At 65.1% G+C, this 19,313-nt stretch carries 15 protein-coding genes; 6 read left to right on the forward strand and 9 right to left on the reverse strand.

Annotated elements, in window-relative coordinates; genetic code table 11:
- Positions 1 to 31: 31 nt before the first annotated feature.
- From ACQ4WN_RS01395 to ACQ4WN_RS01415, 5 genes are read left to right on the forward strand one after another with little or no spacing between them, the layout of a single operon-like run.
- Positions 32 to 586: a carboxymuconolactone decarboxylase family protein gene (locus ACQ4WN_RS01395; protein WP_436549934.1), complete on the forward strand. Its 555-nt coding sequence runs from the start codon at positions 32 to 34 to the stop codon at positions 584 to 586.
- A gap of 1 nt (position 587) precedes the next feature.
- Positions 588 to 1,673, forward strand: a complete 1,086-nt coding sequence (locus ACQ4WN_RS01400; protein WP_436549935.1) for an acyl-CoA dehydrogenase family protein — start codon at positions 588 to 590, stop codon at positions 1,671 to 1,673.
- Positions 1,670 to 2,470: an ABC transporter ATP-binding protein gene (locus ACQ4WN_RS01405; protein ID WP_436549936.1), complete on the forward strand. Its 801-nt coding sequence runs from the start codon at positions 1,670 to 1,672 to the stop codon at positions 2,468 to 2,470. Before ACQ4WN_RS01400 ends, ACQ4WN_RS01405 begins: the two co-directional genes overlap by 4 nt.
- A 21-nt stretch (positions 2,471 to 2,491) precedes the next feature.
- The gene (locus tag ACQ4WN_RS01410; RefSeq protein ID WP_436549937.1) at positions 2,492 to 3,736 is read left to right on the forward strand and encodes an ABC transporter substrate-binding protein; all 1,245 of its coding nucleotides are present in this window, start codon (positions 2,492 to 2,494) and stop codon (positions 3,734 to 3,736) included.
- A 2-nt stretch (positions 3,737 to 3,738) separates the two neighbouring features.
- On the forward strand, positions 3,739 to 4,503 hold the full coding sequence (locus ACQ4WN_RS01415; RefSeq protein ID WP_436549938.1) for an ABC transporter permease: 765 nt from the start codon (positions 3,739 to 3,741) through the stop codon (positions 4,501 to 4,503).
- Here the strand turns inward: ACQ4WN_RS01415 and ACQ4WN_RS01420 are convergent.
- The 6 genes from ACQ4WN_RS01420 to ACQ4WN_RS01445 form a co-directional block, all read right to left on the reverse strand.
- Complete coding sequence (locus ACQ4WN_RS01420) at positions 4,493 to 5,242, reverse strand: lysophospholipid acyltransferase family protein (RefSeq protein ID WP_436549939.1); 750 nt, start codon at positions 5,240 to 5,242, stop codon at positions 4,493 to 4,495. The two genes, ACQ4WN_RS01415 and ACQ4WN_RS01420, sit on opposite strands and share 11 nt — an antisense overlap.
- Before the next feature lie 87 nt (positions 5,243 to 5,329).
- Complete coding sequence (locus ACQ4WN_RS01425) at positions 5,330 to 6,631, reverse strand: dihydroorotase (protein WP_436549940.1); 1,302 nt, start codon at positions 6,629 to 6,631, stop codon at positions 5,330 to 5,332.
- Positions 6,632 to 6,655: 24 nt separating this feature from the next.
- Positions 6,656 to 7,621, reverse strand: coding sequence for an aspartate carbamoyltransferase catalytic subunit (locus ACQ4WN_RS01430; RefSeq protein ID WP_034746695.1), 966 nt, complete (start codon positions 7,619 to 7,621; stop codon positions 6,656 to 6,658).
- A complete protein-coding gene (pyrR, locus tag ACQ4WN_RS01435; RefSeq protein WP_436549941.1) occupies positions 7,614 to 8,138 on the reverse strand; it encodes a bifunctional pyr operon transcriptional regulator/uracil phosphoribosyltransferase PyrR in 525 nt (174 codons plus the stop codon). Before pyrR ends, ACQ4WN_RS01430 begins: the two co-directional genes overlap by 8 nt.
- Positions 8,139 to 8,177: 39 nt before the next feature.
- Positions 8,178 to 8,576, reverse strand: coding sequence for a Holliday junction resolvase RuvX (gene ruvX / locus ACQ4WN_RS01440; RefSeq protein WP_436549942.1), 399 nt, complete (start codon positions 8,574 to 8,576; stop codon positions 8,178 to 8,180).
- Positions 8,573 to 9,175, reverse strand: coding sequence for a YqgE/AlgH family protein (locus tag ACQ4WN_RS01445; RefSeq protein WP_436550089.1), 603 nt, complete (start codon positions 9,173 to 9,175; stop codon positions 8,573 to 8,575). The genes ruvX and ACQ4WN_RS01445 overlap by 4 nt, the downstream gene beginning before the upstream one ends.
- A gap of 440 nt (positions 9,176 to 9,615) precedes the next feature.
- Between ACQ4WN_RS01445 and ACQ4WN_RS01450 the strand changes: the two genes are divergently transcribed.
- A complete protein-coding gene (locus ACQ4WN_RS01450; RefSeq protein WP_436549943.1) occupies positions 9,616 to 11,079 on the forward strand; it encodes a cryptochrome/photolyase family protein in 1,464 nt (487 codons plus the stop codon).
- On the opposite strand, the gene ACQ4WN_RS01455 is transcribed toward ACQ4WN_RS01450, so the two are convergent.
- The 3 genes from ACQ4WN_RS01455 to ACQ4WN_RS01465 all read right to left on the reverse strand — a co-directional run bounded on the left by ACQ4WN_RS01455 (position 11,063) and on the right by ACQ4WN_RS01465 (position 19,306).
- The gene (locus ACQ4WN_RS01455) at positions 11,063 to 16,363 is read right to left on the reverse strand and encodes an Hpt domain-containing protein (RefSeq protein ID WP_436549944.1); all 5,301 of its coding nucleotides are present in this window, start codon (positions 16,361 to 16,363) and stop codon (positions 11,063 to 11,065) included. The genes ACQ4WN_RS01450 and ACQ4WN_RS01455 overlap by 17 nt on opposite strands.
- Positions 16,364 to 16,436: 73 nt before the next feature.
- The gene (locus ACQ4WN_RS01460) at positions 16,437 to 18,674 is read right to left on the reverse strand and encodes a methyl-accepting chemotaxis protein (RefSeq protein ID WP_436549945.1); all 2,238 of its coding nucleotides are present in this window, start codon (positions 18,672 to 18,674) and stop codon (positions 16,437 to 16,439) included.
- Entirely contained in the window at positions 18,674 to 19,306 is a 633-nt protein-coding gene (locus tag ACQ4WN_RS01465; RefSeq protein ID WP_436549946.1) for a chemotaxis protein CheW, read from the reverse strand. The genes ACQ4WN_RS01460 and ACQ4WN_RS01465 overlap by 1 nt, the downstream gene beginning before the upstream one ends.
- Positions 19,307 to 19,313 lie beyond the last annotated feature (7 nt).

Raw genomic sequence — 19,313 nt, forward strand, 5'->3', positions numbered from 1 at the left:
TGGGTGACTTACTAAACTAGCAAGGTACCCCATGTCCCGTCTGACGCTGCACACTCTCGATACCGCCCCGGCCGATAGCCGCCCCTTCGTGGAAAAGGCCATCGCCAACAACGGCTTCCTGCCCAACCTGATCGGCGTGCTGGCCAATGCCCCGCTGGCGCTGGAAACCTATCTGAGCGTATCGGGCATCAATGCGCGCGCCAGCCTGAGCCTGATGGAACGCGAAGTGGTGCAGATCACCGCCGCGCGCATCCATGGCTGCGACTTCTGCATCGCGGGCCATAGCGCCATCTCGCTGAAAAAAGCGGGACAGACGCCCGATATCGTGCGCGCCCTGCAGCATGGCCAGCCGACCGGCGACGCCAAACTCGACGCCGTTGCCGCCTTCGCCACGGCCGTCATCGCCACGCGCGGTGCCGTCGCCGACAGCGAGTATCAAGCCTTCCTGGCCGCCGGCTACAATGAACAGCAGGCGCTGGAAGTGGTGCTGGGCATCAGCCTGGCCACCCTGTGCAATTTCTCCAACAGCCTGGCCGGCACGCCCGTCAATCCGCAATTGACGCCCTACCTGCCTGGCGCCGTCTGACATGGGCCATCTCAATCACTGGCTGCACATGCATGCCGACCAGCTCGACCAATCGTCGGAGCTGGCTGAAACCGTCCTGCCGGCGCTGGCCGGCGACCAGCTGCTGGCCATCGGCGTGCCGCAGGAACATGGCGGCGCGGGCGGCGACGTGCGCGATGCCATCGACGCCATCGCCAACGTGGCCGAACAATCGGTAACAGCGGCCTTCGTCTTCTGGGGCCAGCGCTGCTTCATCGAATTCCTGCTGCAAAGCGAAAACCGCGCGCTGGCCGCGCGCCGCCTGCCAGGCCTGCTGGCGGGCGCGCAGGCGGGCGCCAGCGGTTTGTCGAACGCCATGAAATTCTTGTCCGGCATCGAGCAGCTGCAAATCACGGGTGCGCGCCAGGATGACGGTTTGCTGGTCGACGGCGGCCTGGCCTGGGTGACGAATTTGCGCAAGGCGGGCTTTATCGCGGCGGCCGCCGTGGCGCCCAACGACGGCGCGCCACCCGTCATCGTCGCCTTTGACAGCAGCACGCCAGGCGTCAAGCGCAGCGACGACCTGGACCTGATCGCCCTGCGCGGCAGCAATACGGCCTCCGTCAAGCTGACGCAGGTGCACATCCCCGCTGCGGACATCATCAGCGACAATGCGCCAGCCTGGCTGCCGCAGGTGCGTCCATCGTTCCTCGGCATGCAGTGCGGCCTGTCGATCGGCCTGGCGCGCGCCAGCCTGGCGCAGGCGGCGCAGATTTCGGCCGGCTCGCGCAACCAGCTCACACCGCGCATCGAAACGCTGCAAGCGACCCTGGAAGCGGCTGTCGCTACCTTGCTGGCGGGCGTGCACGATGGCCGCTTCAAGACGCAGGCGCCGGCCATGTTCCGCCTGCGCATACAGCTGGCCGACGTGCTGCAGCAGGCGCTGATGCTGGAACTGCAGGCCATGGGCGGGCGCGCCTACCTGAATGCCGAACAGCAGGGCTTTGCGCGCCGCTGGCGCGAGTCGTCATTCATCCCCATCGTCACCCCCAGCCTGACGCAATTACAGGCAGCCTTGCAGCTGTTCGACAGCCAGCAGGCGGCCAAGGCTGCGGGAGCGCCCGCATGACGACAGCAGTGGAAGCGCAAGACTGGGCGCTGCAGGCGCAAGACCTCAGCTACGCCTATCCCGGCACGGCGCCTGTGTTCCAGCAGGTCTCGCTGGGCGTGCGCAAGCGTGAAATCGTCTGCCTGCTGGGCGGCAGCGGCTGCGGCAAATCGAGCCTGCTGCGCGTGCTGGCCGGCTTGCAGCCGCCATCGACGGGCGAGATCCAGTTTCTCGATGCGCCCATGCGCGAACCGGACCCGCGCAGCGCCCTCGTGTTCCAGCAGGCGAGCCTTTTGCCCTGGCTGAATGTCACGGGCAACGCCGGCTTTGGCCTGGATTTCAAGCACCAGCCGCAACTCACGCGCGAAGCGCACCAGGCGCGCGTGGCGCAAGCCATCGAGGCGGTGGGCCTGAAGGGCCGCGAAAAGCTGTATCCATCCGCGCTGTCGGGCGGCATGGCGCAGCGCGTGGCGCTGGCCCGCGCACTGGCGCGCGAACCGGAACTGCTGTTCGCTGACGAACCGTTTTCCGCGCTCGACGCCATCACGCGCGCCGAGATGCAGTCGCTACTGGTCGACGTGGTGCACCGCTGGCACACGGCCGTGCTGCTGGTCACGCACGATATCGATGAAGCGATCCTGGTGGCCGACCGCATCTTGCTGATGGGTGGCAAACCTGGCAACATCGTGCGCGAATGGCCCGTCGCCATCGCCCAGCCGCGCATCGGCCACAGCGCCGAGGTGATCGCCCTGAAAATGGATATCCTTGCCGCGCTGCAGGCGCTACAACAGCAAGACCAGGCCCACGCCGCACATTAATGCACCTTATTGGAACCCATCATGTCCCTCCCAAACGATAACAAACCCCTGCACATCTGCGCCTCGTCCGATTGCGACTGCGGCCTGACGCGGCGCGACTTCCTGCGCATGTCGGCCCTGGCCACGGCCAGCGTCGCCTCGCCGCTGCTGTTCGCCGGCGACGCCATGGCCCAGCAAGGTCCGAAAGGCGACGATCAGCCCGTGAAAATCGGCTACCTGCCGATTACCGACGCCACCCCGCTGCTCGTCGCCCACGCCCGAAAAATGTTCGAAGCGGAAGGCTTGCAGGCGGAAACACCGCGCCTGTTCCGCAGCTGGGCGCAAATCATCGAAGCCTTCGTGGCTGGCCAGGTCAACGTCATCCATTTGCTGTCGCCCGCCACCCTGTGGGTGCGCTACGGCGCCAAGTTCCCGGCGAAGGTCGTCGCCTGGAACCACGTCAACGGCTCCGCGCTGACGGTGGCCAACGAGATCAACAAGGTCTCCGATCTGGGCGGGCGCACGGTCGCCATCCCGTTCTGGTACTCGATCCACAACATCCTGCTGCAGCAAATCCTCAGTGCCAACGGCCTGACCCCGGTCACGCGCGCGCGCAACGCGGCCATCAAATCGAATGAAGTCAACCTGATCGTGCTGGCACCGGCCGAAATGGTCTCGGCCCTGGCCAGCAAGTCCATCGCCGGCTACATCGTGGCCGAACCATTCAATGCGGCGGCGGAAAACGCCGGCATCGGCAAGATCCTGCGCTTCTCGGGCGACGTGTGGAAAAACCATGCGTGCTGCGTCACGTTCCTGTCCGAGCGCGACATCAACACGCGTCCCGAATGGGCGCAAAAAGTCACCAACGCCATCGTCAAGGCGCAGCTGTGGACGCGCTCGAACCAGGTCGATACGGCCAAGCTGCTGTCGAACGTGGGAGAGAATCGCTACACGCCGCATCCGCTGCAGGTGCTGACCAAGGTACTGGCCACCACCGATTACGCCAGCTACGAAAAACAGGGCCTGATCGTGCACAAGAACTGGCAGCAGCGCCGCATCGACTTCCAGCCGTATCCGTTCGCCTCGTACACGGAAGAACTGGTGCGCGCCATCGGTCGCACCAAGGTCGAAGGCGATACGCGCTTCCTGGCGAACCTCGATCCGAAGTTCGCCGCGCGCGACCTGGTCGATGACCGCTTCGTGCGCAAGGCCATCGCGGCAGTCGGCGGCCCGGCCGCCTTCGGCTTGCCGGCCAACCTGCTGCGCAGCGAAACCGTGGCGGTCTGACGATGGCAAGCAAGTTGTTCACGAAGTTCGGCCTGCCCCTGGTAGGGCTGGCCTGTGCCTGGCTGTTGTGGTCCATGGGCGTGACGGCGCTGGAGAAATCCACGCCCATCGCCACCGCCTTTGCACCGCTGCCCACGGCGCTGGCGTTCAAGGAGATGCTGGGCGGTTCGGATATCTGGTTGCACGTGGTATTGAGCCTGCAAAGGGTGGCTGTCGGCCTGGGGCTGGCGATCGTCATCGGCGTGCCGCTGGGCGTGCTGGTGGCCATGTCGAAAAGCTTTTCCGGGGCGGCCATGCCACTGTTCCAGCTGCTGCGCATGATTTCGCCGCTGTCGTGGATGCCGATTGCCGTGATGGTGCTGGGCGTCGGTGACGCGCCCGTGTACTTCCTGCTGGCGTTTGCGGCCGTCTGGCCGATTCTGCTCAATACGGCGGCCGGCGTGGCGCGGCTCGATCCGAACTGGTTGCTGCTGGCGCGCAGCCTGTCTGCCACGCGCAGCGAAATCGTCTTCAAGGTGATTTTGCCGGGCATCACGGCCGATATTCTGACGGGCGTGCGTCTGGCCATCGGCATCATCTGGATCGTGCTGGTACCGGCGGAAATGCTGGGCGTGTCGGCCGGCCTCGGCTACTTCATCCTCGACACGCGCGACCGCCTGGCGTATTCGGAGCTGATGGCTGCCATCGTGCTGATCGGGATTTTAGGTTTTATCCTCGACTACCTGGCCCGCGCCGCGCACGCGCGCTGGCTGCACGTCAAGAATTAAGCTGTTCCAGCGGCAGCGCGGCGGCCACCGCCGCCTGCGTTGCCGCAGCCAGGTAACGCCGGTGTGCACCGGCCGTCGCGACGGAAGCCAGGCAAGTCAGGCGCGCCGTGATCGGCGGGCCGCTTAAAATCGCCACCATGCTTTGCGCAAAGCTCATCTCGCCGATGAAGTCGACGGCGTGGTGCAAAGCCCCCTTGTCATCCACATACACGAGCGCGAAAGGCTGCACCGGCACTTGCGCGTCGATGGCCGCCTCGAACAGGTTCGCGTGAAACGGCAAAATCTGCCCTTGCGCGGCGGTCGTGCCTTCGGGGAAGAACGCGATGCGCTCGCCCGCCGTCAATTTATCCACCAGGCCCTGGAAGATCAGGCGCAGGTCGCGCTTGCTGCCGCGCGAAATGAAGATGGTGCCGGCGCGCCCCGCCAGCCAGCCCAGGATCGGCCAGGCGCGGATTTCCGCCTTGGCGACAAACCGGCAAGGATGAACGGCATTGATGACGAAGATGTCGAGCCACGAAACGTGGTTTGCCACCACCATGGCATGGTCGAGTGCCGGCATGCTGTCAGCCGGCTGCTCCACGTGCACGCCGCAGATGTCGAGCAACTGCATCGACCAGCCGCGGATGCGCCGGTTGCGCCCTTCCAGGTCCAGCCAGGGGAATAGCACGGCGCTCTTGGCCATGCCGCAGCTCAGGTGAATGGCGATGCGCGCGAGGCGGTAGGTAAGCAGAAGTTTCAAATGACACCAACAAATAAACCAGAGCCGAAATCCGGGAGCAGACAAGGGATGCCGGGGCAGCCTGCCCCGGTCCATGGATCTGATTTTTTAACGCTGAAATGCCACCTGTCCAGCCACGATGGTCGCCTTGACGATACCGCTCAGCTCATAGCCGAGGAAAGGCGTGTGCTTGCCCTGGCTGGCCAGCGACGCCGACGACACGGTCCAGCGCGCGGCGGGATCGAAGACGCAGATGTCGGCCGCTTCGCCCACGGCCAGGCTGCCAGCCGGGATGCCGGCGACACGGGCCGCATCGGACGTGACCTTGGCCACGGCGCGCGCCAGCGGACGGGCGCCCGCTTGCGGCTGGCCCAGCGCATAGTCGTCTGCCCATTTCAGGGCCAAAGACAGTAGCAGTTCCAGGCCGGTGGCGCCCGGCGACGCTTCGCCGAAGGGCAGCAGTTTTTCATCGTCATCGACAGGCGTGTGGTCCGAGCACATGGCGTCCACCGTGCCGTCGAGCAGGCCGGCGCGGATCGCGTCGCGGTCACGCTGGCTGCGGAACGGCGGCGTGACGCGCGCGTTCGGATCGAAAAAGCCGATGTCGGCGTCCGTCAGGTGCACATGGTGCACGCCCACGTCGCAGGTGACGGGCAAGCCTTCGGCCTTGGCTGCGCGGATCAGCTCCAGGCCCGCCGCCGACGAAATGCGGCACAGGTGCACGCGCGCGCGGCTGGCGCGCATCAATTCAAAGATCGTATGCAGGGCAATGGTTTCGGACATCACGGGCACGCCGGACAGGCCCAGGCGCGACGCCAGCGGACCACTGTGGGCGATGCCGCCACGGCCGATATGCGGATCCTGCGGGCGTAGCCAGACCGTGTAGCCGAAAGTGTTCGCGTACTGCATGGCGCGCAACAGCACGGTGGTGTCCTCGATTGGCTCTTCCGCCTGCGCGAAGCCGATGCAGCCCGCTTCCGTCAGCTCCGCCATCTCCGTCAGCGACTTGCCTTTCAAGCCCATGGTCAGCGCCCCCAGCGGGTGCACGTGGGCCTTGTTCTGCGTCTTGGCGCGGTATTTCAGCATCTCCACCAGGCCCGGCTCGTCGAGCACGGGATCGGTGTCGGGCGGGCACACCAGGCTCGTCACGCCGCCCTGCAGGGCCGCCTGCAGTTCCGATTCCAGCGTCGCCTTGTATTCGTAGCCCGGCTCGCGCAGGCGCGCGGACAGGTCGACCAGGCCGGGGGAAACCACCAGGCCTGCCGCATCAAAGGTGGTGTCGGCCTTGAAACCGGCCGGGGCGCTGCCCACGGCCAGCACTTTGCCATCGGCGATAAACAGGTCTTGCAAGCCATCGATGCCGTTGGCAGGGTCGATCAGGTGGCCGTTCTTGATATGTAGTGTCGTCATGCTCGCTTACTCGTCCTTGGGCTATCAGCCCTGATTACCAGCCAAAATACTCATCACCGCCATGCGCACGGCGATACCGAACGTCACCTGCGGCAGGATCACCGCCTGCGGGCCATCGGCCACCGCAGAATCGATTTCCACGCCGCGGTTCATCGGGCCCGGATGCATGACGATGGCGTCCGGTTTCGCCAGCGCCAGGCGCTCGGGCGTCAGGCCGTAGCTCTTGAAATATTCCTGCGCCGATGGCAGCAGCGCGCCGCTCATGCGTTCATTCTGCAGGCGCAGCATGATGATCACGTCCACGCCTTTGAGGCCTTCATCCATGTTGGTGAAGGTGCGCACGCCCATTTGTTCCAGGCCGCCCGGCAGCAAGGTATGCGGGCCGATGGCGCGCACTTCCGGCACGCCCAAGGTGGTCAGCGCATGGATGTCGGAACGGGCCACGCGGCTATGCAGGATGTCGCCCACGATGGCCACCGTCAGATTGGTGAAATCCTTCTTGTAGTGGCGGATCGTGTACATGTCGAGCAAGCCCTGGGTCGGGTGCGCGTGACGTCCGTCGCCCGCGTTGACGACGTGCACGTGCGGCTGCTTCGTGTCGATCAGGTGCTTGGCGATCAGGTACGGCGCGCCCGACTGCGCGTGGCGCACGACGAACATGTCGGCATGCATGGCCGACAGGTTGTCGATGGTGTCGAGCAGGGACTCGCCCTTGCTGGCCGACGAAGCCTGGATATTGAGGTTGATGACATCGGCCGACAGGCGCTTCGAGGCGATCTCGAAGGTGGTGCGGGTGCGCGTGGAGTTTTCAAAGAACAGATTGAAAACGCTCTTGCCGCGCATCAGCGGCACCTTTTTCACATCGCGGTCGGAAATGCCGACGAACGAGGATGCGGTGTCGAGGATGTGGTTGACGATAGACTTCGGCAAGCCTTCAATCGTCAGCAGATGTTGCAGTTCGCCGTGTTTATTCAGTTGCGGATTAAGCATGGTGGGTATCTATGGTGAGCGTGAATTTTCCATCGTCGGCTTGCTTCAGGACCAGCGCCTGGCCCGCCGGCACGGCAGTGAAGGCGGCCACGAAATCGGCGGCCACCGGTAGCTGGCGCTCGCCGCGGTCGACCAGGGCGGCCAGCATGATCTTGGCCGGACGGCCATAGTCGAACAATTCATTGATGGCCGCGCGCGTGGTGCGGCCCGTGTACAGCACGTCGTCGACCAGCAGGATGGTGGCGCCGGCGACGTCAAAGCTGATTTTCGTCGGCTTGACGTCGGCATGCAGGCCTTTCTGGGCGAAGTCGTCGCGGTAGAACGACACGTCGAGCACACCCAGGCGGTCGAGCAGGTTCAGGTCGCGCGCCAGGCGTTCGGCCAGCCAGGCGCCGCCCGAATGGATGCCGACGATGGCCACGTTGGGGATGCCCGCCAGGCCGCTCTGCACCTGCTGCAGCAAGACCGCGTACAGGGCCTCGGCGTCGAGTTGGGAAGGATTCGTAGGATGCGGCATAGAGTTCTTAATCATTCAGGATGGGAGGCTAAGGTCAGATTAATAATTCGCGTCGAAATACTGTTGCAGGATAATGGCGGCGGCGCGGTCGTCGATGACTTCGCCGCGCTTGGCGGCGATGACGGCCGAGGAATAACGCTCATCGACCAGATCCACCGGCAGATTGAAGCGGCCATGCACCTGGTTGGCGAAACGGCGGCAACGCGCGCTCATCTCGTGCTCGGTGCCATCCGGATGGCTGGGCAGGCCCACCACGATGCGGCTCGCGCCCCACTCCTTGATCAGGCTATCGATGGCGGCAAACTTCGGCTCATTCGCCGTGGCCGTGATTACGCTGAGCGGCTTGGCCTGGCAAATCATGCTATTGCCGATGGCTACGCCGATGCGTTTCAAGCCGAAATCGAAGGCGAGGATGGTGTCGATGGCGTCACCGCTCATGCGTGTCCGGCTTCCGATGCCAGCATCAGGGGATCGATACCCAGCAATTTGATGGCCGCCACGTAACGCTGCTCGATGGGGAAGTCGAACAGGATGTCGGCCGAGGCACCCACCGTCAGCCAGCCATTGCGGCCGATCTCGTCTTCCAGCTGGCCCGGACTCCAGCCCGAATAGCCGATCGACACCAGCATGCGCTCGGGGCCATCGCCCTTGGCGACGGCTTCGAGCACATCGATCGAGGTGGTAAACGCGATTTCATCCGTCACCGTCAGCGACGAGGAATAATGCGCGCCCGGCGTATGCAGCACGAAGCCGCGGTCATCCTGCACGGGGCCGCCGAACATGATCGGTTCGTTAATGATGGGCGTGTCGCTGCCGGCCGCCAGTTTCAGATCGATGCGGTCAAACAGCACTTCCATGGTCATGTCGGTGGGTTTGTTGATGACGACGCCCAGGACGCCGTTTTCATTGTGCTCGCAGACGTACACGACCGTGCCACCGAAGATCGGATCTTGCATGGCCGGCATCGCAATCAGGAAATGGTTGGCCAGATTCAAGGTGGAGGAACCGGCCGCGACCGGCTCTCCAACACCCTGCATCAAACGATGCCCTGGTAGAGTCTGGTCGAATTTACTCTTTTTCATACGCGATGCTCTCTCTGTGGCCTTGCTGGCAAGTCTCGCTTACCCCGCTATCGTACGCCTGACGCACGCTGCCACGAAGTTGGGCGGCGAGAAGCGTGATGCCGGGCGCTATTCTTGTTATATTATAAATTTGTTATACATTCGATGAGCCATTCGGCTACTTCAGTACGCTTTGCAACTTGCGAAATATCAAACATCGCCGCGCTGGCGAGCGCATTGCCATGCCAATTGTAAAATTGATTGCATAATCGCTGTCGCACATAAACCACCACGAACGTACCCGCTAGTTTACACTGAATTGCCGCCGCAGCGACGCCAAAGGCACGACGCGCGCGGCCATAAAGCCCTGTTGGCGGCAAAAAATAGCCTATCTTTGACCCTGAACACGCAAAATAATGACAATCAAGACTTCTTTGGTATGGTTCCGGCGCGATCTGCGCGCATTTGATCATGCTGCGCTACATCACGCCCTGCGCCAGAGCCAGGCCGTGCATTGTGTCTTCGTCTACGACACCGCCATCCTGGCCGCGCTGCCGCGCCGCGACCGGCGGGTCGATTTCATCCATGCCAGCGTGGCCGAACTGGCCGACGAGCTGCGCCAGCTGGGTGGCGACCTGATCGTGCTGCACGCGGACGCCGCCGAGGCCATCCCGCGCCTGGCCGCCGAACTGAATGCCGACGCCGTCTTCGCCAACCACGACTACGAGCCGCAAGCGATCGCCCGCGACGCCATGGTAGCCGCCGCGCTCACGCACGAGGCGCGCCTGTGGTTCAGCTTCAAGGACCAGGTCATCTTTGAAAAGGACGAGGTGCTGACGCTCTCGGCCAAGCCGTACACGGTCTACACGCCGTACAAGAATGCCTGGCTGAAGAAAATGCGCGCCGAACCCGGCTGCCTGGCGCCGTTCGATATCGAACCGCACGCGGCCAGCCTGGCGCCGCCGCGCACCGGCACGCCTGCCCCCCTGCCGACCTTGGGCGGACTGGGTTTCGAAGCGAGCAACCTGGCCGAACTGGCCATTCCCACGGGCATGTCGGGCGCCAGCACGCTGTTCGAGGATTTCCTGGCGCGCGTAACCCGCTATGACGTGGCGCGCGATTTTCCTGCCCTGAAGGGGCCGTCCTACCTGTCCATGCATCTGCGCTTCGGCACCGTATCGCTGCGCTACCTGGTGCGCACCGTGGTCGACCTGATGGACCGGGGCAGCGGCGGCGATGGCGCGCCCGTGTGGCTGGCCGAATTGATCTGGCGCGATTTTTACGCCATGATCCTGTACCAGAACCCGCATGTGGAAGGCGGCGCCTTCAAACCGGCCTACGACGCCATCGCATGGGAAACCGGCCCCGAAGCCGATGCCGCGTTTGCGGCCTGGTGCGAGGGGCGCACCGGCTATCCGCTGGTGGACGCGGCCATGGCGCAGCTGAACCAGACGGGCTATATGCACAACCGCCTGCGTATGGTCACGGCCTGCTTCCTGATCAAGGATCTGGGCATCGACTGGCGCCGCGGCGAAGCGTATTTCGCACTGCACCTGAATGACTTCGACCTGGCTTCGAACAACGGCGGCTGGCAATGGGCCTCCTCGTCCGGCTGCGACGCGCAACCCTACTTCCGCATCTTCAACCCGATCACGCAATCAGAAAAATTCGATGCGAACGGGCGTTTCATCCGCCGCTATCTGCCGCAACTGAAGGCGCTGGGCGACAAGGAAATCCATGCGCCCTGGCTGGTGCCGCGCATGCTGCTCGAGCAAAAAAACATCGTGCTGGGACGCGATTATCCACAGCCGATGGTACAGCACGACGCAGCGCGCAAAGAGACGCTGGAACGCTACGCGGTAGTCAAGGCGGCGGCGTAACTGCGCTACCGGCCAGCAAGCGCGCTACTTCGGCCAGCAATTCCTCTTCCTGGAACGGCTTGCCGAAATACGCATTCACGCCCAGTTCAAACGCGTGCTTGCGGTGCTTGTCGGCGCTGCGCGAGGTGATCATGATGACCGGAATGGCGCGCGTCTTGTCATCGCTGCGTACATTGCGCGTCAAGTCAAAACCGTCCATGCGCGGCATTTCCACGTCAACCAGCAGCAGGGCCGGCATGGCAGCCGGCTCCAGTGCATGCAGCTGCTCCAGTGCCTCGACGCCATCCTTGGCCAGCAGTACCTGGTAGCCTTCGCGCTCGAACAGTCGCTGCATCACGCGGCGCACCGTCAGCGAATCGTCGACCACCATCACGCGCACGGCTGGCACGGCCAGTGCGCTGGAGGCGGCATGTTGCTCGCTGCTGGCCAGCGCATATTGCGACAGCAGTTCAGGATGATGTTCCAGGTGCTGCGCCAGCGCCACCGGATTGAGGATCAGCACGATATCGCCCGTGCCCAGCACCGTGGCGCCGGCGATGCCCGGCATGCGCGCCAGCTGCGGCCCCACATGCTTGACTACGACCTCGCGGTTGCCCAACACGTCATCGACCTGCAAGGCCAGCCTGTCATGGCCATTCCTCAGCAGCAGCACCGGCGCATAGCGCTGCATGGTCTGCGCCGCCGGCGTCTCGCCCAGCATGGCCGACAGATGGTGCAGCGCCAGCGACTGCCCATGCGATTCGACGCACCCGGCCGCCCGTACCTGCTCCAGCTGCTCGCCTTTCAGGTGCAGCACCTGCTCCACCAGCACCGATGGCAAGGCATACGTCTTGCCGTTCGCCGCCAGCAGCACCACTTGCGTCACGGCCAGGGTCAGCGGCAAGTGGATGGTAAACCGCATGCCCAGTCCGGCCTGCGTCAGCGTTTCCACGCGTCCGCCCAGGGCCAGCGCTTCGGAGCGCACGATATCCATGCCAAAACCGCGCCCGGCCAGTTCCGTCAGGCTGTCGGCAGTGGAAAAACCGGGCGTGAAAATCAGCTCGGCCGCCTGCGCGTCGGTCAAAGGCGCGTCCATCGCCACCAGGCCGGCGCCATGCGCCTTGGCGCGGATGCGTTCCAGGTCCAGCCCCGCGCCATCGTCGGAAAAAGCGATCGCCACTTCATTGCCCTGCTGGCTGACCTGCACCAGCAGCTCGCCCATCTCGCTCTTGCCTGCTGTCAGGCGCGCCTCGCGCGGCTCGACGCCGTGCACGATGGCGTTGCGCAGCAGGTGCTCGAAGGGCGCGGCCATGCGTTCGAGCACACTGCGGTCGATTTCCACGCCACCGCCGCGGATATCGAGGTTGACGCGCTTGTCGACTTCCTTGGCGCTTTGCCGGGCCACGCGGAACAGGCGTTCGGCAATGCTGGCAAACGGCACCATGCGGATCTGCATCAGGTCGCGTTGCAGCTCCCGCGTCAGGCGTGCCTGCAGCACCAGGTCGTCCGTCACCGCATTGACGCTGTGGCTGAGGTTTTCATGGAACGAAGCCACGTCATTGACGCTTTCAGCCATCATGCGCGTGAGTTCCTGCAAGCGCGTAAAGCGGTCGAATTCAAGCGGATCGAAATCGCGCTCGCTGCCGACGGCCATGCGCGAGGCGATCTGCGATTCGGCCTGCATTTCCACTTCGCGCAGCTGGCGGCGCAGGCGCGCCAGGTTGTCGGAAAACTCGGACAGCGAGGCGCCCAGCACGCCGACTTCATTTTCCATCTTCGAGCGCGTAATCGACACTTCGCCAGCCTGGTTCACCAGACGGTCGAGGATATCGGCGCGCACGCGCACCAGCGCCGCCTTCGGTTCGGCCGCCGGCGTGTCTTCCATGCCTGGCAAGGGCAGCAAAGGCTGCTGCAACTGTTCGAACAGGTGCAGCGCATGGTCATAGTGGGCCAGCAATTCATCGAACGCCTGCGGCGTGGCGGTGCCTGCGTGCAGCATGTTTTCGATATGCGTCTCGATTTCATGCGCATGCTGGCCCAGGCGCATGGCGCCGGCCATGCGCGCGCTGCCTTTGACTGTATGCAGGGTGCGCAGCAGCATCTGCGCCTGGCCGCTGTCGTGCGGTTGCTGCTGCCAGCTGCGCAGCGCCGCGCCGATCTGCGGCAGCAGGTCGGCGCCCTCTTCCAGGAACACGGACAGCAAATCGAGGTCGAGTTCATCACTGATGCCGGCGCTCGCCGCCAGCAGAGCGACAGCGTCGGCCGGCATGATGGCCGGCGCCAGCGCTTCCGGCTCCACGTGCACCAAAGGCGGCGCGTGCTCGAAACCGGCGTCGAACAGGTCGTCGCTGGCGCCGCTGTCCTGCGTCAGCGCCAGCGCGGTGGGCGTGGCTGGCGCGGCCGGCTGCAGCGCATCGGCGACGATGCTCGCATACGTCGCTTCGAACAGGGACTCGAGCTGGGGTACAGGAACCTCGGCCAAGGCGTCGGCCTGCGCTTCTGCAGGCTGCGCCGGCGTGCCGACGATGCTGGCGTAAGCGGCGGCAAACAGGGCGTCGAGCTGGTCTTCATGGCTCTCGCCGGGCGCCGCCGTCAAGGCGCGCCACAGTGTGTTGAGCGCTTCGATCATGTCCGGCTGCGATGGCGCCAGGTCGCCCAGCGCAAACGCCTGCAGCATTTGCGCGATGCGCTGCATGGCCTGTTCCAGCACGTCGTGCTGCCCGGCGCGCAGGCCGGCCAGCGGCGGCACCACCGTCTCGATCACCGTCTCAAGCGCGTGCGCCAGGTCGCGCAAGGATTGGAAGCCGACCGTGCCGGACGTCCCCGCCAGGGTATGCACGGCTTGCAGCGCCTCCACGCTGACGGCGCGCCGTTCGTGGCGCCATTCGCCGAAGTCGCGCGTCAGCACGCGCAGCAATTCATCCGTCTCGGCCAGGTAGATGTTGTACAAGGGTAGGCTGATGCGCAGTTCACCGACGTGCTTGAGGTGATCATCAGGCGCTTCGTGCGCGGCGGGCGCGGTGGCAGACGGAAAGCCGATCACATTGCCATTGCTGGCCACCGGCGCAGCCGGGCGCGGCTTGCGCAGTTCGAACGGACCGCCTTCGCGCACGCGCTCGGCCGCCGCCAGCAGCATGCCGGCCTCGCGCTCGCGCCCTGCGCCGCCTTCCAGTTCGGCCACCCATTCGCTGAGCTGGTACCAGCCGTAATTGAGCAGGGTGAACAAGTCGTCGCTGGCAGGGCGCGCCTCGGCCAGCCAGGTATTCATGACACGCTCGATGGCACCGGCGGCCTCGGCAAACTGCACCAGGCCGATCATGCGGCTGCTGCCTTTGAGAGTATGGAACGAGCGGCGCAGCATGGCCAGGTGGTCGCCGCTGGCGGCCTGCTCGCGCGGCAGGGCCAGCGTGGTATCGATAAAGGCCAGCACTTCGCGCGCTTCGGCGATGAAGATGTCGAGCATCTCTGCGTCGACATCGGTCACTACCGGCGCGGCATCCACACCGGCAGGCAGGGCCGGCGCCAGGGCCTGGTCGAGCAAGGGTACCGGCACGACACCGGCGGCGGCGACCTTTTCAAATGGCAGGGCGCGGAAGGTGCCGGCGGCGGCATCGAAATGGAACCGCCCGCTGGCCGCTTGCGCGTTGCGGCCCAGCATATCGACAAAAAATCCCAGCGCACTGACATTTTGTGCGATCTCGTCGAGCGCCTCCGCACTGGCATCCGCATTGGCGTCGCCACCAGCCAGCCGCTGCAGGGCCGCGTCGACCTGCAGCACGGCGGCGCGCGCGTCTTCCTGCCCCAGTCCCGCCAGTTGCTGCTGCAACTGCCCCAGCACGGGCGCGACGCCATCCAGGGCCCCCGCGACGCCACGCGAGGCATCCGCGTAATACGCGTTGAGCACCTTTTCCACCTGGCGCAGGCCCGTCTTCATGTCCTCGGCCAGCGCGGCGACGGTCTGACCCTGTTCGATCTGGCGCGACAACTCGCCAGCAGTGACGGGCGGCGGCGCTTCGCCGGCCAGCAGCGCCTGCAGGCGCGCGGCGATGGTTTCCGCATTGCCGGCAAAGTCGTCGGGCAGGCGGCGCACCTGCTCCAGCCCCGTGTCGGCAAACAGCAGCGCCATACCGATTTCGTTCTCCAGGGCCGCACTGCGCCCGCTGGCCACGGCTTGCCGCGCCACGGCCGCGCATTCGCGCAGCAGGCTGGCCAGGGCCGGCTGTTTCAGGATATCGGTCTGCGCCGCCACCTGCCGCAAAGACTGTTCGAATGCTTCGCACAGGGCGGGATCAAGGTCGGCTTGCGCCAGACGGCTCCAGCTGGCGCGCGCCTGCCCCAATGCCGTGCGCGCGCCTTGCAAGGCATCCTGGTCGACCTGGCCGTAACGCCGCGCTTCCACATCGGCTGGCACCTGCCCGTCCAGCGCGAAAGCGGCACGCAGCTGGCGCGCCTCCGGCGTCGGCTCGGTGGCGGCGGCGATGAAGAACAGGGCGTCGTGCAGCATCGATGCGGGCAGGCTGGCCGTGCCCTGCGCCAGGCGGCGCAATTGCAGATTGATCAGGCCGAACAACTGTTTGACGTTGAGCGTGCCCATGCCCTCGCCGCCGGCCGCCAGTCCTGCAAACGCCTGCATGGCGAACCAGAAGGTACGCGCCGGCGCTTCTTGCTGCGCGTCCGCCACCAGGGTCAGCGTGGCGTGCAAGTCGCTGGCGTGCTGGCGCCGCGCCGCATCATCCTGCGCTTTCAGGAAGGGCAGCAAAGACTTTTCAAAGCGCCCGCGCCAGGCTGGATAATCGGCCACAAGGGGGGCGTCCGCCAGCGCGATGACATGCCCTTCCAGCATAGCCGGGGGCGGGAAAAACAGGTCGGCCGGGTGTATGCGCTCGGCACCCAGCATGGCTTGCAGATCGCGGTAGTAAGGGAACAAACGCGTCGGCTGCGGCGGCGTGCCGGCCACCAGGTCTTCCAGGTATTCGATCAGGGCCTGATACAAATCGGCGACAATCTGCGCATGGTCCAGCGTGTATTCCAGGCTGCCGTCGCGAAAGCGCGCCAGTGCCTGTTCCGCGCCATCCGTCAGCAGGCTGGCACCGGCCACGTCCACCATCACCAGCGCGCCATGCGCCTGGTGCAGGTGCGAGCGTGCATGCTGCAGTGCCGTGGCGCGTTCCTCGCGCTCGCGGCCACCCGCTTCGAACAGCGCCGTTTTCGAGCGGCCCAGCGCTTCGCGGATTTCCACCATCACCCACGACAGGGGTTCGCTGTCGAACGGCTTGGAATGCTGCGGACTATCAGGTGTGCTCATGCATGCCTCGGTAAAGAAATCGTAGCGCAAAAATCGGTACGCACAACACGCCGCGCCTGGAATGGCGCGGCGTTCAGGCGGCGACGCGAAAGCGCGACACCGAGTTTTTCAGTTCCTGCGCCAGCATCGATAACTTGTGGATCGACTGCGCCGTTTGCTGCGTGCCGTCCTGGGTCTGCTCCGTCACGCTCAGGATATGCTGGATATTCAAGGCCACGCCGCTGGCCGAGCCGGCCTGCGTGCCGGTGGCGAACGAGATGCCCTGGATCAGTTCAGCCAGGTGTTTCGACACCTGGCTGATGTCGTTCAAGGCAGCGCCGGCGGCATCGGACAGGTGTGCGCCCTCGACCACGCCCTGCGTGGATTTTTCCATCGCGCGGGTGGCATCCTGGGTGTCGGCCTGGATGGTGCGCACCAGCGCACCGATCTGCTTGGCGGCGGCGGCCGAGCGTTCGGCCAGGCGCTGCACTTCCTCGGCGACGACCGAGAAGCCGCGCCCCGCCTCGCCGGCCGATGCGGCCTGGATGGCGGCGTTCAGCGCCAGCACATTGGTCTGCTCGGTGATGTCGGAAATGAGCTCGGTGATTTCGCCGATTTCTTGCGACGATTCGCCCAGGCGCTTGATGCGCTTGGAGGTATCCTGGATCTGCTCGCGGATTTCATGCATGCCCTTGATGGCGTTTTCCACCGCCGTCGCCCCCTGCTGCGCCGCCGCCACCGACTGGCGCGCCACGTCGGCCGAGACACTGGCCGACTTCGACACGTCGGTAATCGCATTGGCCATTTTGACCACGGTGGCGCTGACGCCCTGAATTTCGCGCGACTGCTGCTGCGAAGCGATCAGGAGCTTGCTGGAGATGCCTTGCGCCTGCGTCGAGGCGCGGTTGACCTGCTCGGCCGTCGCCGTCACGCGCCCCACCAGGCCGCGCAATTCCTCGACCGTGTAGTTGACGGAATCGGCGATGGCGCCCGTGATATCCTCCGATACGGTGGCCTGCACCGTCAGGTCGCCGTCGGCGACCTTCTGCAATTCGTTCATCAGGCGCAGGATGGCCGCCTGATTCTGGTCATTCCTGGCCTTCGCCTCTTCCTCTTTCCCCTGCGACTCAAGCCGCAGGATTTCCGCTTCCTGGCGCCGCCGCTCGGCGTCGCGCGTGCGGTTGACGGAGTCCTGCAGCAGCACGCGGCCAATACCGGCTGCCGCGATCAGCGTCAGCAACACGCCGCCGACCATCATCCAGAAGGCCATGCCCAGCGTTTCCTGGTTCACGTGGTACATCTGCTGCAGCAGGGTCAAGCGCTGGCGCAAATCTTCGTTCTCGTTGAAGATCAGCTGTTCGGCGCTCTTGGCCGAACTGAATTTATCCAGCCGGTCGAGTATCGACGAGACCAGTTTCTGGTAAGTGTCAAAACTGGCTTTCAGCGCCACCAGCCGGTCGCGCAATTCGGCGTCACGCGTGGGCGCCAATTGCAGCGCCACGCTGCCATTGAGCAAGCCTTCGACGGCGGTACGGAAATACGTCGTGTCGCGCCCCAGCGAAAATGCCGTTTCCGAGCTGATGCTGCCCGACGACAGAAACTCGCTGGCACTGCGGCTCATGCGCTGGCTCAGCATCATCAGGCGGCCGATGACGGCCAGGTCGCGCGCGTTGCCGCCGTGCTGCACCTTGAGCGCCGCTATTTCCTCCGTCTGCGCCAGCAGCGCCGGCGACAGTGCGTTCAATTGCTGCAAGGTCTTGTCGAATTCGCCCAGCTCCGTTTTCAGGCGCAAGATGGTGCTGGCCGCGCGGTCGCTGCTGGCCCACTTCTTGCGCGCGTCGGCCACCGCCGCCAACAGGGCGGAACGCGACTCGCCGATATCGCGCCCGTGATACGTCCCGCCGCGCAGCATCAGGCGGAAATCCTGGTTCAGTTCATTGCGGCTTTCCTCGAGCTGGCGGAAGGCTTCCGGATTGCCTTGCACGGCATTCGGCGCAGCCTTGCCGATGCGCTGAGAATGCATCAACGCGTCGCTGGCCAGCTGCGTCTGCGCCGAGGCGATATTGCCGCTGCGCGTATTGAGACCGACGAACAGCAGGCTGGCGGCCAGGCTCAGAGCCATCACCGTCGACAGGATGCTCAATTGCCTTTGCAGCGGAAAATGGCCGATCAGCGGCAGCTTCAAGTCGCTGACCGGTGCCTTGGCCAGCGACTTGCGCCGTCCCAGCGCGTCGCGCAGGCGCAGCGGCAGGTCGGCCGCCGATACGGGCTCGCCAGCAGCGTGTTCCGCTTCGGGCATGCCGGCGGACAGGATAGGGGAATGGGCGCCCATCAGCAAATATCCTTGTGTGCGGCGAGGCCGCCAAAACCGGCATCGAGGAAGCGTTCCGATTGCGCCAGCTGCGCCAGGTCCAGGCGCAGCCACTGCTGCCCTTCACTGTCGCGCAGCGCCTGCGCCGCCCAGGATGGCGCCGCGCCCAGCGGTGCAGCCGGCAAGGACACGGCTTGCAGCGTGCGCAGCTGGCGCAAGCCCAATACGCGCTCGACCAGCAGTGCGCAATTGAGGCCCAGGCGGGGAGAGAACGTGATGATGCGGCAGTGATTGCCTGGCGCGCAAGGCGGTTCGCCCATGTAGCGGGCCAGGTCGACGACCCCTGTCAGGCGTCCGCGCATGGCCGCCAGGCCCAAATACCAGTCCTGCGCCAGCGGCACGCCCTGGATCTGCACCCCGGCAGCGATGACGATTTCACCGAGCTGCGTCAGGTCGAGCAGGCACGGCTGGCCACCGAGCATCACGCCCAGTTCCTTGCGCGCTGCCAGCGCGCCGCTGCGCGCGGCCTGTATCCGCTCGATCAATTGCAACTGATACTGGCGCAAGCGCCCCTGCCGCGCCCCCGCCTCGAAGGATGGCATGGCGGCAGCGGCAGGCGGGAAGGCCGCTGTGGAAACGCCGTGACCTGACATCGTTTGC

It is taken from the genome of Janthinobacterium pasteuri (assembly GCF_051380775.1).
Taxonomy (GTDB): Bacteria; Pseudomonadota; Gammaproteobacteria; order Burkholderiales; family Burkholderiaceae_D; genus Janthinobacterium.

Excerpts from the sequence above, each read along its gene's own strand:
- ACQ4WN_RS01430 (WP_034746695.1), bottom strand. The coding sequence starts at position 7,621 with ATGCTTAATCCGCAACTGAATAAACACGGCGAACTGCAACATCTGCTG.
- ACQ4WN_RS01405 (WP_436549936.1), top strand. The coding sequence starts at position 1,670 with ATGACGACAGCAGTGGAAGCGCAAGACTGGGCGCTGCAGGCGCAAGAC.
- ACQ4WN_RS01400 (WP_436549935.1), top strand. The coding sequence starts at position 588 with ATGGGCCATCTCAATCACTGGCTGCACATGCATGCCGACCAGCTCGAC.
- ACQ4WN_RS01460 (WP_436549945.1), bottom strand. The coding sequence starts at position 18,674 with ATGGGCGCCCATTCCCCTATCCTGTCCGCCGGCATGCCCGAAGCGGAA.
- ACQ4WN_RS01445 (WP_436550089.1), bottom strand. The coding sequence starts at position 9,175 with ATGCAGGGTGTTGGAGAGCCGGTCGCGGCCGGTTCCTCCACCTTGAAT.
- pyrR (WP_436549941.1), bottom strand. The coding sequence starts at position 8,138 with ATGCCGCATCCTACGAATCCTTCCCAACTCGACGCCGAGGCCCTGTAC.
- ACQ4WN_RS01425 (WP_436549940.1), bottom strand. The coding sequence starts at position 6,631 with ATGACGACACTACATATCAAGAACGGCCACCTGATCGACCCTGCCAAC.
- ACQ4WN_RS01455 (WP_436549944.1), bottom strand. The coding sequence starts at position 16,363 with ATGAGCACACCTGATAGTCCGCAGCATTCCAAGCCGTTCGACAGCGAA.
- ACQ4WN_RS01465 (WP_436549946.1), bottom strand. The coding sequence starts at position 19,306 with ATGTCAGGTCACGGCGTTTCCACAGCGGCCTTCCCGCCTGCCGCTGCC.
- ACQ4WN_RS01410 (WP_436549937.1), top strand. The coding sequence starts at position 2,492 with ATGTCCCTCCCAAACGATAACAAACCCCTGCACATCTGCGCCTCGTCC.
- ACQ4WN_RS01450 (WP_436549943.1), top strand. The coding sequence starts at position 9,616 with ATGACAATCAAGACTTCTTTGGTATGGTTCCGGCGCGATCTGCGCGCA.
- ACQ4WN_RS01415 (WP_436549938.1), top strand. The coding sequence starts at position 3,739 with ATGGCAAGCAAGTTGTTCACGAAGTTCGGCCTGCCCCTGGTAGGGCTG.
- ruvX (WP_436549942.1), bottom strand. The coding sequence starts at position 8,576 with ATGAGCGGTGACGCCATCGACACCATCCTCGCCTTCGATTTCGGCTTG.
- ACQ4WN_RS01395 (WP_436549934.1), top strand. The coding sequence starts at position 32 with ATGTCCCGTCTGACGCTGCACACTCTCGATACCGCCCCGGCCGATAGC.